We start from the raw sequence: 13904 nt of genomic DNA, 5'->3' as shown, positions 1-13904 counted from the left end.
ACCTCGCCGTGTAATCGATTCCAATCCTTTCTGTCGCGCATGTAAACGATTCCACAAGGAGGTGGAGCGGCGATGGCGAGCATCAAGGACGTCGCTGCCGAGGCGGGCGTCTCCGTCGCCACGGTGTCGAGGGTCCTCAACGACCATCCGTCGGTCAGCGCCGACGCCCGCACGCGCGTGCTGGCCGCCGTCGAGGCACTGGGGTACCGCCCGAACGCCGTCGCCCGGTCCCTGCGCACCGACCAGACCCGCACCCTCGGCCTGGTCATCAGCGACGTGCTCAACCCCTACTTCACCGAACTGGCCCGCTCCGTCGAGGAGGAGGCCCGCGCGCTCGGCTACAGCGTCGTCATCGGCAACGCCGACGAACGGCCCGACCTCCAGGACCACCACGTCCGCACCCTGCTGGACCGCCGGATCGACGGGCTGCTGGTCTCCCCCACCGACGGCGGCTCGCCGCTGATGCTGGACGCCGCGCGCGCGGGGACGCCGATGGTCTTCGTCGACCGGTGGATCCCGGGCGTGGACGTGCCGGTGGTCCGGGCGGACGGCCGGGCGGCCGTCCGGGACCTGGTCGCGCACCTGCACGGGCTGGGGCACCGCAGGCTGGCCATCATCGCGGGCCCGGCCGCCACCACCACCGGCAGCGAGCGCGTCGAGGCCTTCCGGGCCGCGATGGCCGAGTACGGGCTTCCGCTGCCGGACGTCTACATCGGGCAGGGCGACTTCCAGGCGGCGAGCGGGCGGCGGGTCACCGAGGGCTTCCTCGACCTGCCCGAGCCGCCCGAGGTGGTCTTCGCCGCGGACAACCTGATGGCGCTGGGCGCCCTGGACGCCGTACGCGCGCGCGGGCTGCGCGTTCCCGACGACATCGCGCTCGCCGCGTTCGACGACATCCGCTGGTTCGTGCACACCGATCCGCCCGTCACGGCGATCGCCCAGCCGACGGGCGACCTGGGGCGCGCCGCCGTGCGCGCGCTCGTCGACCGCATCGAAGGACGGCCCGGCGAGTCCGTCACCCTCCCCGCCCGACTGGTCGTACGCCGCTCGTGCGGCGAGGACCCCGCACGGAACAGGAGCCGGTCGTGAGCGACGCGGACGAACTGCTGCGCATCGAAGGCATCCGCAAGAGCTTCCCCGGTGTGGTCGCGCTCGACGGCGTCGACTTCGACCTGCGCCGGGGCGAGGTGCACGTCCTGCTCGGTGAGAACGGCGCGGGCAAGAGCACCCTCATCAAGACGCTCTCCGGCGCCCACCGCCCCGACGCCGGGCGGATCCTGGCCGGCGGCGAGGAGGTGCGCATCCACGGGGCGCAGGACGCCGAGCGCCTCGGGATCGCCACCATCTACCAGGAGTTCAACCTGGTCCCCGATCTGACGGTCGCCGAGAACATCTTCCTGGGCCGGCAGCCGCGCCGCTTCGGGATGATCGACCGCAAGCGGATGGAGGCCGACGCCGCCGTCCTGCTGGAGCGGGTCGGGGTCGACGTCTCCCCCCGCGCGCGCGTGCGGGAACTGGGCATCGCGCGGCTCCAGATGGTGGAGATCGCGAAGGCGCTGAGCCTGGACGCGCGCGTGCTGATCATGGACGAGCCGACCGCGGTGCTCACCTCCGAGGAGGTCGAGAAGCTCTTCGCGATCGTGCGCAGGCTGCGCGAGGACGGCGTCGGCATCGTCTTCATCACCCACCACCTGGAGGAGATCGCGGCCCTGGGCGACCGGGTCACGGTCATCCGGGACGGGAGGTCCGTGGGCCAGGTGCCCGCCACCACGCCCGAGGACGAGCTCGTACGGCTGATGGTGGGGCGTTCGATCGAGCAGCAGTACCCGCGCGAGCGCGCCGACCGGGGTGCCGCCCTGCTGTCCGTGGAGGGGCTCACCCGCGACGGCGTCTTCCACGACGTCGGCTTCGAGGTGCACGCCGGTGAGGTCGTCGGCATCGCGGGGCTCGTCGGCGCCGGCCGTACCGAGGTCGTCCGGGCGGTGTTCGGGGCGGACCCGTACGACCGGGGAGCCGTGCGGGTCGGGGGCGCGAAGGTGCCCCGGCACGACGTGAACGCGGCGATGGCGGCCGGCATCGGACTCGTCCCGGAGGACCGCAAGGGCCAGGGACTGGTGCTGGACGCCTCCGTCGCGGAGAACCTCGGGCTGGTGACCCTGCGATCGGCCACCCGGGCCGGTCTCGTCGACCTCAAGGGCCAGCGCGCGGCCGCCGAGCGGATCGCCGGGCAGCTCGGCGTGCGGATGGCCGGACTCCACCAGCACGTGCGCACGCTCTCCGGCGGCAACCAGCAGAAGGTCGTCATCGGCAAGTGGCTGCTCGCCGACACCCGGGTGCTGATCCTCGACGAGCCGACGCGCGGCATCGACGTCGGCGCCAAGGTCGAGATCTACCAGCTGATCAACGAGCTGACGGCCGCCGGCGCCGCCGTCCTGATGATCTCCAGCGATCTGCCCGAGGTGCTCGGCATGAGCGACCGGGTGCTGGTGATGGCGCAGGGCCGGATCGCCGGTGAACTCCCGGCCGACCGGGCCACCCAGGACGCCGTGATGGCACTCGCCGTCAGTTCCCCCACCCCTACGACCGATGCGGAGGCCGGCCGTGGCCGCTGACACCCTCAAGAGCACGACGGGCGCCGGTGGCGCCGCGGCGGTCCGCCGCCTGCTCCTCGACAACGGCGCGCTGACCGCGCTGATCGTCCTCGTCATCGCCATGTCGGCGCTGTCGGGCGACTTCCTGACCACGGACAACCTGCTCAACGTGGGTGTCCAGGCGGCCGTGACCGCCATCCTCGCCTTCGGCGTGACCTTCGTGATCGTCTCGGCGGGCATCGACCTGTCCGTCGGTTCGGTGGCGGCCCTGTCGGCCACCGTGCTGGCGTGGAGCGCCACGTCCCACGGGGTGCCGGTGGTCCTCGCCGTCGTCCTCGCCGTCGCCACCGGCGTGGCGGCCGGTCTGGTGAACGGTTTCCTCATCGCGTACGGGAAGCTGCCGCCGTTCATCGCGACGCTCTCGATGCTGTCGGTGGGCCGCGGTCTGTCGCTGGTGATCTCCGAGGGCTCCCCGATCCCCTTCCCCGACTCGGTCTCGCACCTCGGCGACACCCTCGGCGGCCGGCTGCCGGTGCCCGTGCTGGTCATGGTCGTCATGGGGCTGATCGCCGCGTTCGTGCTGGGCCGGACGTACATCGGCCGCTCGATGTACGCCATCGGCGGCAACGAGGAGGCGGCCCGGCTGTCCGGGCTGCGCGTCCGGCGGCAGAAGATCGCCGTCTACGTCCTGTCCGGTGTGTTCGCGGCCGTCGCGGGCGTCGTGCTCGCCGCCCGGCTGTCCTCCGCGCAGCCGCAGGCCGCCGACGGCTACGAGCTGGACGCGATCGCCGCGGTCGTCATCGGCGGCGCCTCGCTCGCCGGCGGGACGGGCAAGGCGTCCGGCACGCTGATCGGCGCGCTGATCCTGGCGGTGCTGCGCAACGGCCTCAACCTCCTGTCGGTCTCCGCCTTCTGGCAGCAGGTCGTCATCGGTGTCGTCATCGCGCTGGCGGTGCTGCTGGACACGGTGCGCCGCAAGGCCGGGGCGACCCCGGTGGCGGCTGGCACCGGCGGCAACAAGGGCCGGCAGGCGGTGACGTACGGGCTCGCGGCCGTGGTCACGGTGGCGGTCGTCGGCGCGACCTCGCTGCTGCACGGCGGTTCCTCGCCGGCCGCGAACCCGAGGGTCGGGCTGGCGCTGTCGACGCTGAACAACCCGTTCTTCGTGCAGATCCAGTCCGGCGCGCAGGCCGAGGCGAAGCGGCTGGGCGTGGACCTGACGGTCACCGACGCCCAGAACGACGCCTCCCAGCAGGCCAACCAGCTCCAGAACTTCACCGGTTCCGGCTACGACGCGGTCGTCGTCAACCCGGTGGACTCCGACGCGGCCGGGCCGGCCGTGCGCGCCGCGGACCGGGCGGACATCCCGGTCGTCGCGGTCGACCGCGGCGTCAACAAGGCGACGGCGGACACCCTCGTGGCCTCCGACAACGTCGCCGGCGGCGAGCTGGCCGCGCGGACGATCGCCGAGAGGCTCGGCGGCACCGGGAAGATCGTGATCCTCCAGGGGCAGGCGGGCACCTCGGCGGCCCGGGAGCGGGCGGAGGGCTTCGCCAAGGGGCTGAAGGCCTACCCCGGCATCCGGGTCCTGGCCCAGCAGCCCGCCGACTTCGACCGCACCAAGGGCCTCGACGTGATGTCGAACCTGCTCCAGGCCCACCCGGACGTCCAGGGCGTGGTCGCCGCCAACGACGAGATGGCGCTCGGCGCGGTCAAGGCGCTGGGCGCGAAGGCCGGAAGGTCCGTGCAGGTCGTCGGCTTCGACGGCACCCCCGACGGTCTCCGGGCCGTCGAGCAGGGGACGCTCTACGCGTCCGTCGCGCAGCAGCCGTCCCAGCTGGGGAAGATCGCCGTGGACAACGCCCTGAAGGCGCTGCGCGGCGAGAAGGTCGAGCAGACGGTGAAGGTGCCGGTGAAGGTGGTCACGAAGGAGAACGTGGCCGGGTTCAGCGGCTGACAACGGCGAGCGGGCGGGCGGTCACCCTGGCGGGGACGCCCGCCCCGAGCCACGTATCAGGGTACGTACCAGGGGAGTTCTTTCATGTACGACCACGACCTTCTGGTCGTAGGGTCGGCCAACGCCGACCTGGTGATCGGCGTCGAGCGCAGGCCCGGCGCCGGTGAGACGGTCCTCGGCTCCGACCTGGCCGTCCATCCCGGCGGCAAGGGCGCGAACCAGGCCGTCGCCGCCGCGCGCCTCGGAGCCCGTACGGCCCTGCTGGCCCGGGTCGGCGACGACGCCCACGGCCGGCTGCTGCTCGACTCGCAGCGGGCCGCCGGGGTCGACACGGCGGGTGTGCTGGTGGGCGGGGCGCCGACCGGGGTCGCGCTGATCACCGTGGACCCGTCGGGCGACAACAGCATCGTGGTGTCGCCGGGCGCGAACGGCCGGCTGACACCGGAGGACGTCCGGGCCGCGGCCGGCCTCGTCCACACCTCGCGGGTGGTGTCGGCGCAGCTGGAGATCCCGCTGGAGACGGTCGTGGAGGTCGTACGGAACCTGGCGCCGGGCACCCGTTTCGTCCTGAACCCCTCCCCGCCGCGGGTGCTGCCGGCGGAGGTGCTCGCGGCCTGCGACCCGCTGATCGTCAACGAGCACGAGGCCAAGGTGATCCTGGGCGGGACGGGGGTGAGCGGGGAACCCGAGGACTGGGCGGAGGTCCTGCTCGCCGAGGGGCCGAGGTCGGTGGTGGTGACGCTGGGCGCGGAGGGCTCGCTGGTGGCGTCGGCGGAGGGGGTCGTACGGATCCCGTCGGTGAAGGTGGACGCCGTGGACACGACGGGCGCGGGTGACTCCTTCACGGCGGCGCTGGCGTGGAAGCTGGGCGCGGGCGCGTCGCTCGCGGAGGCGGCGGCGTACGCGGCACGGGTGGGGGCGGTGGCGGTGACCCGGCGGGGCGCGCAGGAGTCGTTCCCCACGCCGGAGGAGGTCGAGGCCCTGTGAAGAAGGCCGGGATCCTCAACCGGCAGCTGTCCGGGGCGCTGGCCGAACTGGGGCACGGGGACGGGGTGCTGGTGTGCGACGCCGGTATGCCGATCCCGGACGGGCCGCGGGTGGTCGACCTCGCGTTCCGGGCGGGGGTGCCGTCGTTCGCGGAGGTGGTGGACGGGCTGCTCGCCGAACTGGTCGTGGAGGGCGCCGCGGCGGCCGCCGAGGTCCGCGAGGCCAATCCCGCGGCGGCGGGGCTGCTGGAGCGGCACTTCACCCGGTTGGCGTATGTCTCCCACGAAGAACTGAAGGCGCTGTCGGCGGGCGCGCGGCTGGTGGTCCGCACGGGCGAGGCGCGGCCGTACGCGAACGTGCTGCTGCGGTGCGGGGTGTTCTTCTGACTCGCCGACCTGCTGAATCGCCAACCTGCCGAACTGCTGACCTGCTGAATCGCTGACCTGTTGAACCGCCGCGACATGCTTCGAGGGGCCCGGTCCGTCGACCAGGCCCCTCGGCTTTCCCCCTCCCCCTGTCGAAACCCCCTGAGATCCCCCCGGATCCCCCTCCAAGAGTCCCGACGCCCTGTACGACACGCGGAGGACGGGAAGGGTTGCACGGCTTCAGGAAATTTCCCGACGGGCGATATGCCCGACATGTGACTCATGATGTGGTCGTCCCCTCCCCCTCCCCCCGAGGAGTACGACCATGTCCGAGACGACCGAGCGCGAGATCGGCCCGATCGGGATCGGCGATCCGCTCGCCGCACCCACCCACCCGATCGACGTCCCCGATCACGACGTGTGGGACCAGGACATCGACAAGGGCTTCGCCTGGGTCTTCTACGCCGGTGAGGAGCGCCGCCTCACCCAGCCGGTGATCATCGCCGACGGCTTCAACCACGGCAGGAGCGAACTCGACAAGCTCTACCGGTTCCTGGAAGGGGAGGACTATCCCTTCATCAGCGAACTCCGCCGGAGCGGCCGGGACGTGATCCTGCTCGGCTTCGACGAGCGCACCGCGTCCATCCTGGAGAACTCGAAGGCGGCCGAGGCCACCATCCGCAAGGCCATCGAATGCCGCGACGGAAACGAGCGGCTGATCGTCGGCGGCTTCAGCATGGGCGGCCTCGTCACCCGCTACACGCTCGCCAGGATGGAGACCGACTTCCACGAGGACGAGCACCAGACGGGCGTGTACTTCTCGTTCGACACCCCGCACCGGGGCGCCACCATCCCCATGGGCGTCCAGGCGTTCTCGTACATGCTGTACCCGTTCGGCCAGAACGAGTTCGCGCTCCAGATGAACAGCCCGGCGGCGCGGGAGATGCTCTGGCGGCACTACGACAACGTCACGGGGAAGATCGACATGGCCCCGGAGCGCAAGGCGCTGCTGGACGAGCTCGACCGGGTCGGCAACTGGCCGCAGATCCCACGGCGGATCGGTGTGGCCAACGGCCGGGCCGACGGCGTCGGACTGCCCTCCGTCAACCCCGGCGACGTCGCGCTGCGGCTGCTGACGCTCTTCGGCGGCACCACCTTCTACATCCAGGCCCAGGGCGACGCGACGTCCGCCTACCTGCGCCGCCTCCTCCCGCCGGCCGAGAAGACGATCACGACCGAGGGCTTCCCGGAGCTGGACGGCGCTCCGGGCGGCACCCTCGCGACGTACGGGATCCTGGACAAGGCGATCAGGGAGAAGCAGGGCCAGACCGAGCTGCACCACCCGGAGATCTGTTTCGTGCCCTCGGTCAGCGCGGTCGACATCGGCGACTTCGAGAACCAGCGGGACCTGTACGCGCGGGTCGACGAACTGGACCCGTCCGACAGCGGGTTGCAGGCGTTCCTCTGTTCGTCGACCACGACACCGCACACCCTCCCGACCGAGGAGCTGTGCACCTGGCTGATGAGGGAGTTCGACGCCTGAACCCCCGCGGCAGCGCCGTCCGCCCGCTCACCCCGGGCGGACGGCATCCCCCGGGCCGGCGCACTCCCCGCCCTGCCCCAGCCGCGCTCCCCGGCTCTCCGCGACCCGCCTGACGTCCCGCAGGGACTCCGTGAGCCGGCGGGCGAGATACGTCAGTTCACCGCTGGACACCCCGTGCTCCGCCAGGAGCGCGTCGGCGTGCTGGAGGAGCTCGTCGGCCATGTGGAGCTGGATGCCCTCGATCTCGTCGGCGAGGCGCGAGACATGGCCCGTGCCGTCGCCGACGACGTAGCAGGGTTTTCCTTCGGGGGTCGGCCAGGGCAGCAGCCGCGCGCCCTTCACTCCCCGCCCCCGTCACGGGGGAGGAAGAGGGAGCCGACCCCCACTCCGAGCGGCCTGGGCGGTGGGGTCGGAGGGCAGGCGGGCGGAGCGGGTTCCACCCGGCGGCGCCCGGACCGCAGGGCGAGGAACATCCGGAACGGCCTGAATGACCTGGCGAACACAGACATCAACCTGCCTTCTTTCGGTTGCGCTCTGTCGTGAATCCCTCACAGAGTGCGGTCGCCCGCCGCTACGCTTCCAGTGCCTGAGGATTGACATAACGCACGTCAAGTTGGGGGTCGGCAGGATGACGAAGCCTCGAACGCCCCGCACGCAGCGGGAGAAGTACGGCGAGGAACTGAGGCTGCGGCGGACCACCGCGGGCCTCACCCAGGAGGAACTCGGCGACCAGGTCGTGTGCTCGCCCACACTGATCAGCCACTTCGAGGCCGGGAGACGGCTGCCGAAGCCGGATGACGCACAGCGGATCGACCGGGCGCTGGGGACGGACGGGTTCTTCATGCGCTGGCTGGAAGACCTGGAGTCGAAGTACGCGGACCACTTCGCGGCCGCGGCCGAGCTGGAGCAACAGGCCACCCTGATCCAGCAGTTCGCGCTCTCCCTGGTACCGGGCGTGTTCCAGACGGACGGCTACGCGCGTGCCGTGTTCCGCGCGTACCAGCCGAACCACACGTCGGAGGAGCTTGACGAAGCCGTCGTCAATCGAACAAAGCGTGCCCGGATTCTCGACGGGCCGTTGAACCCGGTCGTCTGGACGCTGCTCGACGAATCCGTGCTGCGGCGCTGTGTGGGCGGTCCTGAGGTCATGGCCGAGCAGCTGCACAAGATCGCGGATATGGCCGAGGCGGGGCGGGTGCGGCTGCATGTGCTTCCGTACGGCGTCGGGGCACACGCGCTCATGGAGAGCTACCTCACGCTCATGAGCTTCGAGGACTCCGCCCCGGTGGCCTACGTCGAAGGCTTTCTCACCGGCCACTTGATGGATGACCCGGCAGTGGTGGCAGCCAGCCAGACGGCCTACGCTCTAGCACTGAGCGACGCGTTGTCGCACCAGGAGTCAGTGGCCCTCGTCAGAGCGGCAGCGGAGGAACACGCACATGGTCAGCAGTGAGCACACGGTCTCCGACTCGTCCACGCTCACCGGGTGGTACAAGTCCAGCTACAGCGGCGGCGGTCAGGGCGACTGCCTGGAAGTCGCCCGTGGCCACGCCACCGTCCCCGTCCGTGACAGCAAGGCACCCAGTGGTCCGGTGCTCGTCTTCTCGGCGGGCGGCTGGGCCGCGTTCGTCGGGGCCGTGCGGGACGGGCGGGTCAGTAGCTGAGGCCCCGGAAGTGCAGGAACGCGGACCGCAGTTCGGCATCGAGGAGGAGGCCGAGGACCTCCTCCTCCCCCGCGAACAGGTCATCGGCCGCCGGATGGCCTGACTGGTGGAACATGGCGACCAGTACGTCGACGAGGGGGCGGTTCCAGGAAACCTGGACGATCTCCTTCGCCTTGTCGCGTTGCCCCTTGTCCATGGCCAGGCGCCACAGCTCGATGGAGTGCCTGGCCGTCGCGTAGGCGTCCCTGCGTCCCTTGACCAGGACCGCTCTCGCGTTGAGGCCGAACACCTCGATACAGGCCCGTCCCCGGTCGGTCAGGCCCCGGTACGTTCCGAGCGGGAGCACCAGCCGTAGGTGGTCCAAGGGGTCTTCGGCTGTCGGGTCCACGAGCAGAGGGCTGCCGTCGGTTCCGATGGGGAAGAGGTTCCGCTTCTGGTTGCTGTTGCAGAACGAGCAGGCGAGCAGATGGTTGAGCCAGTCGAAGGTACGCAGCGGAGCGAGGCTCTTCGGCTCGAAGTGGTCGATGTCGGTGCCCTGGCCGTCACCGCAGTACATGCAGCGTTCGCGGCCGGGAGCCATCTCCGCGAGCCCGGCGACGAGGGCGGGGCGGACCTGCCGGCGGTTCGCCCAGAGTTCCTTCGCCCTGTCCTTGCGTTCCTTGTCCGTGGCCTGCTGCCGGATGTCGTCGGTGTAGCCCTTCAGCAGCTCCGTCGTGACCGGCGACAGGAGCGCACGCCGAAGCCGGATCACTCCTCTTCGTCCTTCGGGCCATCGGCGATCTCCTCCGCGATCCGGTGGAGGTGCGCATTCATCTCGTCCAGACGGGCCGACGGCGAGCTGGCGAGCCGCTCCTTCAGTTCCCGGTAGCGGGCGAGCGACTCGGCGGACGCGGCGCCGTCGTAGATCTCCGCCTCCAGCTCCACGAACTCGGCCCGCGTCCGCTCGGCCCGCTCGGAGTAGGGGGTGTCGAGCCCGAACAGGTCGGAGAGAACCGCGTCGTCGCCACTGCCGTACACCACCCGGTCGTAGAGGTCCTGGTCGATGACCTCGGGCGGGCGTGCCTCGTCCACGCCGGGCAGCCGGATCAGGCCGCCGGGATCCGCGGCCTGGCAGATGTAGGGGCTGTGCGTGGTGACGATGAACTGGATGTGGGGGAAGTGAGCGGTCAGCCACGGGCCGATACGGCGCTGCCAGGACACGTGCAGGTGTGCGTCGATCTCGTCGATGATGACGACGCCGGGGACGAGGCGGAGCAGTGTGTTCTCGCCCAGGGCGGTGAACGGTGTGTCTCCGAAGGTGTCGTGGATCTGTTTCAGGATGTCGACGACCAGCGCAGCGACGGTTCTGAAACCGTCGCTCATCTCCCGCAACGGGAAGCGCTGCCCGTCGCGGGTGACCCACAAACCCTCGGAATCGACGTCCTCCACGCGATATCCGTCCGGGAGCAGTCCGTCACCGAGGACTGCCAACGCCGCGTTCTTGAGTTCCTCGGCGCCCTGCCTTCCTTCGAGTGCGCGCAGGTGCTGCTCGATCAGCCAGGCGACACCTTCGGCAAGTGACGCGTCTTCGTGGAACAAGCTTGCCTGCCGGGCCACCGGGCCGGAGGCCAGCATCAGCCGCTGCACCTCGCCCGAGCCCCCCGCCATGCGCCGGAAGGGGCCATAGGCCGCGCAGAACCAGCCCACCGGGTTGTCGGCCCATGGCCCTCTCTGCGCCGGACTGGAGCTCGCCGCCTTGGCGCTGTGCCTGACCTCCTCCAGCGCAGGCTGGGCGCCTTTGCGGCTCGCGACTCCCTCCGCCGGTGCCGTCCACTTCAGCCCTGCCCGGAACGTGTTCAGAGTCCGGCCTGAGGCAGTGAACCCGTCGAAGTGCTGGTGCCTGACGATTTCGGCCACCACAGTGCCCGAATCCGCCCCTCGGGCGATCCAGTTCTCGAATCCCTGGACAAGACCGCGTGCGGCCACCGGCCCGCTCAGCGCGAGTGCCAACGCCCGCAGCAACGTCGTCTTCCCTGAGCCGTTCCGCCCGGCGAGCACCGTCCACCCGGCATGACTGCCGTCGGGGCGGGTCAGGGTCAGGTCGACCTGACGGGGTCCGTGGAAGGACTTGATGTCCTGCACCTTGATCCGGCTGACGTGCATGCGTGTCGACATCCGTTCGCTCGGGTATCGCGACCGATCCTACGGCCGACGGCGTGCCCGCCCCGGTGCGAGCCTCAGGGCCGGGCACACCCCCGTGTCATCCGCGCGTGTGGGCGACGGACCGCTCTGCCGTCTCGGCCGGCACCTCCCGTCCGTCCCGGGCCCACAGCCCCTCGTCGAACAGCTCGACCTCGATCGCGCCCGAGTGGCCGGCCGCCTCCCCGTACCCCTTCCACTCCCGCATGTCGATCGCGCCGTCGCCGATCCGGCCCCGGCCGTTGAGGACGCCCTTCGGGAGGGGGTGGTCCAGTCGGCGGGGGGCGTACGGTCTCCCGGGATTTTTTCTCCGCACCCCGACGGGTGCGCCGCGCGGCCGGGATGCTGGAGAATCGCCGCGGGTGACGGGGGCCGCCGGGCCCGCTGTCCCGCCCCGAGGACGCCTGCCCCACCCCGGATCGGACGGGGTGGGGCAGGTTCACGCCGGGGGCGGCGCGGGTCTCAACGCCGGTCCGGGCGCCGGGCGTTGGTTCAGCGGACGGTGACGGAGACCGCCTTGGACGCGGTCTTGCCGTTCACGACGCGCAGGGTCTGCACGCCCTTCTTCGTGAACTTGTCGGTGAGCTTGTAGGCGCTCTTGCTGACCGTGGCCGTCTTGGCGACGGCGACCCACTTGGTGCCCTGCTTGGTCTGGAGCGTGACCTTGCTGCCGTCCTTCAGGCCGGTGGTCTTGCCGGAGAGGGTGACGACCTGGCCGACCTTGACCTGGGGGGCGCTCGCCTGGAGCGTGATGGTGGGGGTGGCGGCCTTCGGGGCGGCCACCGCGGCGCCGGCGCCCGCGGCGACCAGCGCGGCGGACACCACGGAGACGGTGGCGAGACGTGCGTTCATAGCAAACTCCTTGGTTTTCATCTGTTTCCCGAGAGGGATTCGATAATGATCAAACAAATCCCTCTCTCAGCTTCCTCTCATGGCAGAGCAAGCTGAATCCACGCATTTCCGAGCGCGCGGCTCTTCCCTGCGGTGGACCCGATCTTACAGACACGACCAGCGGAGATACGGTTCCCGACGGCCCGGATAAACTCGAACAGACAGCAGAATCACAGGAAAGTTTCTGTTTACACGCACCCTGATCTGCGGCAATAAAGAAAACCTGTGTAAAGACGGCTCTCACCTTTGGATCCGGACATGGAACTGCCCCGCCCGGACAACGCTTGCGGGGCGGGGCAGCAGCCCGGACGCACAGCGGTCCCGAACCCCGTTCAGGATGCCGTCGAAGCGCGCCGGAGATGCGCGGTGAGGTTCCGCAGCACGGTCCGCGAGTGGGTGCTGGTCCCGTCGCCCAGCAGGTAGTGCACGGCCGGCTCCGCCCGCGAACCGAGTTGCCTGGTGTGCGGCCCGTCGGGTGCGTGAAGGGCGCGGGTGAGGCCGATGGCGCTCACGTCCCGTGCGCCGAGGGTGAAGGAGAGGGGGGTGGGCGGGCCCTCCAGGAAAGGCGGGACGGTGAGGTCGGCACGGGCGGCGCGCAGTGTGGTGAGCATCGTCGTGAGGTGGTGCTCGTCGACCAGGTGCGCGGCGAGGGACTCGACGGCGTCCAGGGGGACGTCCGCGGCGGACGCGTATCCGGCCGTGAGCGTGACGTCCTGGGCGACGCCGGCCGTCGTACGCGAGACGCGGAGGGTGGCGATGGCCGGGCGGTCCGGGGCGCCGGCCGCGACGAGGTGGGTCGGTGCCGGGGAGCGTTCTCGGGCCAGGTCGGTCATCTGGTGCGGGGACCAGGGCAGGTTGACCGGCTCGGCGGTGCCCCAGCCGACGGGCGGAGCGCCGGTCAGGTGACGCCAGGCCGTCTCCAGGCCGAGGCCGAGGGTGAGGTGGGCGTCCGGGGTGTGGACGGTGCGGAAGGTGACGGTGAGCTGGTGTCCGGGGCCGACGCCGGACGGTTGTCCGTAGGCGTCGGCGACCGGGGCTCCGGTCGGCGTGAACGTACCGCCCTGCCAGGCGAGGGGGACGCCGGACAGGCCGTCGTAGTAGCCGCCGCGCGGGTCCCGCACCACCCACCGGTTGGGCGCGCCCCCGAGTGCCCGCCGCAGCGGGAGCGTGAGGCGGGCGCGGGCCGGGGTGACGAGGTGGAGGGCACGGCCGGCGGTGGCGGACGTGCGCAGGATGTCGGCGAGCCAGGTGGTGAGGGCGAGCACGGGACGGTCGGAGAGGACGACGGCCGTCGATTCGGTGAGGACGTCGACGGTTTCCGGCAGGTCGGGTGCCGCCGGTTCCTCAGGGACGTCCACCGAGCGTGTCGCGGCCGCCCCTCGCGGCCACACCGCACCGCCGAGGAGAGTCGTCAGCCGCCCGCCGACCGATCGCGCGAGTGCCTCCGCCTCGGGCACGGCACTCGACGCACGGATCTCCGTCCACCAGTAGGGCACCGGCGGAGCCGGCACATCGGGCCCGAGGAGGCGTTCGGCCTCGCCCGGCGTGTGGACGAGGAGCGGGGCCTCGACGGACACCAGGGGGCGGCCCGCGCGGTCGCACAGACGGAGGACGGCGCCGTCGTCGGCCGCCACCAGACCCAGCTCGGGGCCACCCGCGATGAGTCCGGCCAGCAGGGAACGGAGGTCGGGCGTCTTCGGGGTGAGGGCGATGATGTCCGTGGTCATG

At 71.1% G+C, this 13904-nt stretch carries 13 protein-coding genes and 1 pseudogene; 8 read left to right on the top strand and 6 right to left on the bottom strand.

Annotated features, from left to right (window positions below; translation table 11 throughout):
- Window positions 1-72 precede the first annotated feature (72 nt).
- The 6 genes from ACZ3KJ_RS01265 to ACZ3KJ_RS01240 all read left to right on the top strand — a co-directional run bounded on the left by ACZ3KJ_RS01265 (window position 73) and on the right by ACZ3KJ_RS01240 (window position 7443).
- Window positions 73-1089, top strand: a complete 1017-nt coding sequence (locus ACZ3KJ_RS01265) for a LacI family DNA-binding transcriptional regulator (protein ID WP_467523672.1) — start codon at window positions 73-75, stop codon at window positions 1087-1089.
- A complete protein-coding gene (locus ACZ3KJ_RS01260; RefSeq protein WP_467523671.1) occupies window positions 1086-2612 on the top strand; it encodes a sugar ABC transporter ATP-binding protein in 1527 nt (508 codons plus the stop codon). Before ACZ3KJ_RS01265 ends, ACZ3KJ_RS01260 begins: the two co-directional genes overlap by 4 nt.
- Window positions 2602-4548: an ABC transporter permease/substrate-binding protein gene (locus ACZ3KJ_RS01255; RefSeq protein WP_467523669.1), complete on the top strand. Its 1947-nt coding sequence runs from the start codon at window positions 2602-2604 to the stop codon at window positions 4546-4548. The genes ACZ3KJ_RS01260 and ACZ3KJ_RS01255 overlap by 11 nt, the downstream gene beginning before the upstream one ends.
- Before the next feature lie 84 nt (window positions 4549-4632).
- Window positions 4633-5535 carry a ribokinase gene (locus ACZ3KJ_RS01250; RefSeq protein ID WP_467523668.1) on the top strand — a complete coding sequence of 301 codons (903 nt, stop codon included), beginning with the start codon at window positions 4633-4635 and terminating at the stop codon, window positions 5533-5535.
- Window positions 5532-5921 (top strand): D-ribose pyranase, encoded by a 390-nt coding sequence (rbsD, locus tag ACZ3KJ_RS01245; protein WP_467523667.1) that lies wholly within the window; start codon window positions 5532-5534, stop codon window positions 5919-5921. Before ACZ3KJ_RS01250 ends, rbsD begins: the two co-directional genes overlap by 4 nt.
- A 304-nt stretch (window positions 5922-6225) precedes the next feature.
- Window positions 6226-7443, top strand: coding sequence for an esterase/lipase family protein (locus ACZ3KJ_RS01240; RefSeq protein WP_467523666.1), 1218 nt, complete (start codon window positions 6226-6228; stop codon window positions 7441-7443).
- Window positions 7444-7470: 27 nt separating this feature from the next.
- On the opposite strand, the gene ACZ3KJ_RS01235 is transcribed toward ACZ3KJ_RS01240, so the two are convergent.
- Complete coding sequence (locus ACZ3KJ_RS01235; protein WP_467523665.1) at window positions 7471-7785, bottom strand: hypothetical protein; 315 nt, start codon at window positions 7783-7785, stop codon at window positions 7471-7473.
- 286 nt (window positions 7786-8071) lie between these two features.
- On the opposite strand from ACZ3KJ_RS01235, the gene ACZ3KJ_RS01230 reads away from it, so the two are divergent.
- Window positions 8072-8896, top strand: a complete 825-nt coding sequence (locus tag ACZ3KJ_RS01230) for a helix-turn-helix domain-containing protein (protein WP_389512622.1) — start codon at window positions 8072-8074, stop codon at window positions 8894-8896.
- Window positions 8883-9107: a DUF397 domain-containing protein gene (locus tag ACZ3KJ_RS01225; RefSeq protein WP_389512623.1), complete on the top strand. Its 225-nt coding sequence runs from the start codon at window positions 8883-8885 to the stop codon at window positions 9105-9107. Before ACZ3KJ_RS01230 ends, ACZ3KJ_RS01225 begins: the two co-directional genes overlap by 14 nt.
- Here the strand turns inward: ACZ3KJ_RS01225 and ACZ3KJ_RS01220 are convergent.
- The 5 genes and pseudogenes from ACZ3KJ_RS01220 to ACZ3KJ_RS01200 form a co-directional block, all read right to left on the bottom strand.
- Entirely contained in the window at window positions 9097-9858 is a 762-nt protein-coding gene (locus ACZ3KJ_RS01220) for an HNH endonuclease (protein ID WP_467523662.1), read from the bottom strand. The two genes, ACZ3KJ_RS01225 and ACZ3KJ_RS01220, sit on opposite strands and share 11 nt — an antisense overlap.
- A complete protein-coding gene (locus tag ACZ3KJ_RS01215) occupies window positions 9855-11249 on the bottom strand; it encodes an AAA family ATPase (RefSeq protein WP_467523661.1) in 1395 nt (464 codons plus the stop codon). The genes ACZ3KJ_RS01220 and ACZ3KJ_RS01215 overlap by 4 nt, the downstream gene beginning before the upstream one ends.
- Before the next feature lie 97 nt (window positions 11250-11346).
- Window positions 11347-11564: pseudogene (locus ACZ3KJ_RS01210) on the bottom strand (sugar phosphate isomerase/epimerase); the annotation flags it as partial.
- Window positions 11565-11777: 213 nt separating this feature from the next.
- The gene (locus tag ACZ3KJ_RS01205; RefSeq protein ID WP_385062543.1) at window positions 11778-12137 is read right to left on the bottom strand and encodes a hypothetical protein; all 360 of its coding nucleotides are present in this window, start codon (window positions 12135-12137) and stop codon (window positions 11778-11780) included.
- A 371-nt stretch (window positions 12138-12508) separates the two neighbouring features.
- A complete protein-coding gene (locus tag ACZ3KJ_RS01200) occupies window positions 12509-13903 on the bottom strand; it encodes a DUF6177 family protein (protein WP_467523660.1) in 1395 nt (464 codons plus the stop codon).
- Between the last annotated feature and the right edge of the window lies 1 nt (window position 13904).

It is taken from the genome of Streptomyces sp. NPDC003248 (assembly GCF_055563235.1).
Note: the sequence above shows the minus strand (reverse complement) of the source record. Positions and strands in the feature narration are given on the sequence as shown.

Bases quoted from the DNA above. Each gene is read 5' to 3' on its own strand.
- ACZ3KJ_RS01265 (WP_467523672.1), top strand. From the start codon at position 73: ATGGCGAGCATCAAGGACGTCGCTGCCGAGGCGGGCGTCTCCGTCGCC.
- ACZ3KJ_RS01250 (WP_467523668.1), top strand. From the start codon at position 4,633: ATGTACGACCACGACCTTCTGGTCGTAGGGTCGGCCAACGCCGACCTG.
- ACZ3KJ_RS01240 (WP_467523666.1), top strand. From the start codon at position 6,226: ATGTCCGAGACGACCGAGCGCGAGATCGGCCCGATCGGGATCGGCGAT.
- ACZ3KJ_RS01230 (WP_389512622.1), top strand. From the start codon at position 8,072: ATGACGAAGCCTCGAACGCCCCGCACGCAGCGGGAGAAGTACGGCGAG.
- ACZ3KJ_RS01225 (WP_389512623.1), top strand. From the start codon at position 8,883: ATGGTCAGCAGTGAGCACACGGTCTCCGACTCGTCCACGCTCACCGGG.
- ACZ3KJ_RS01215 (WP_467523661.1), bottom strand. From the start codon at position 11,249: ATGCACGTCAGCCGGATCAAGGTGCAGGACATCAAGTCCTTCCACGGA.
- ACZ3KJ_RS01205 (WP_385062543.1), bottom strand. From the start codon at position 12,137: ATGAACGCACGTCTCGCCACCGTCTCCGTGGTGTCCGCCGCGCTGGTC.
- ACZ3KJ_RS01200 (WP_467523660.1), bottom strand. From the start codon at position 13,903: ATGACCACGGACATCATCGCCCTCACCCCGAAGACGCCCGACCTCCGT.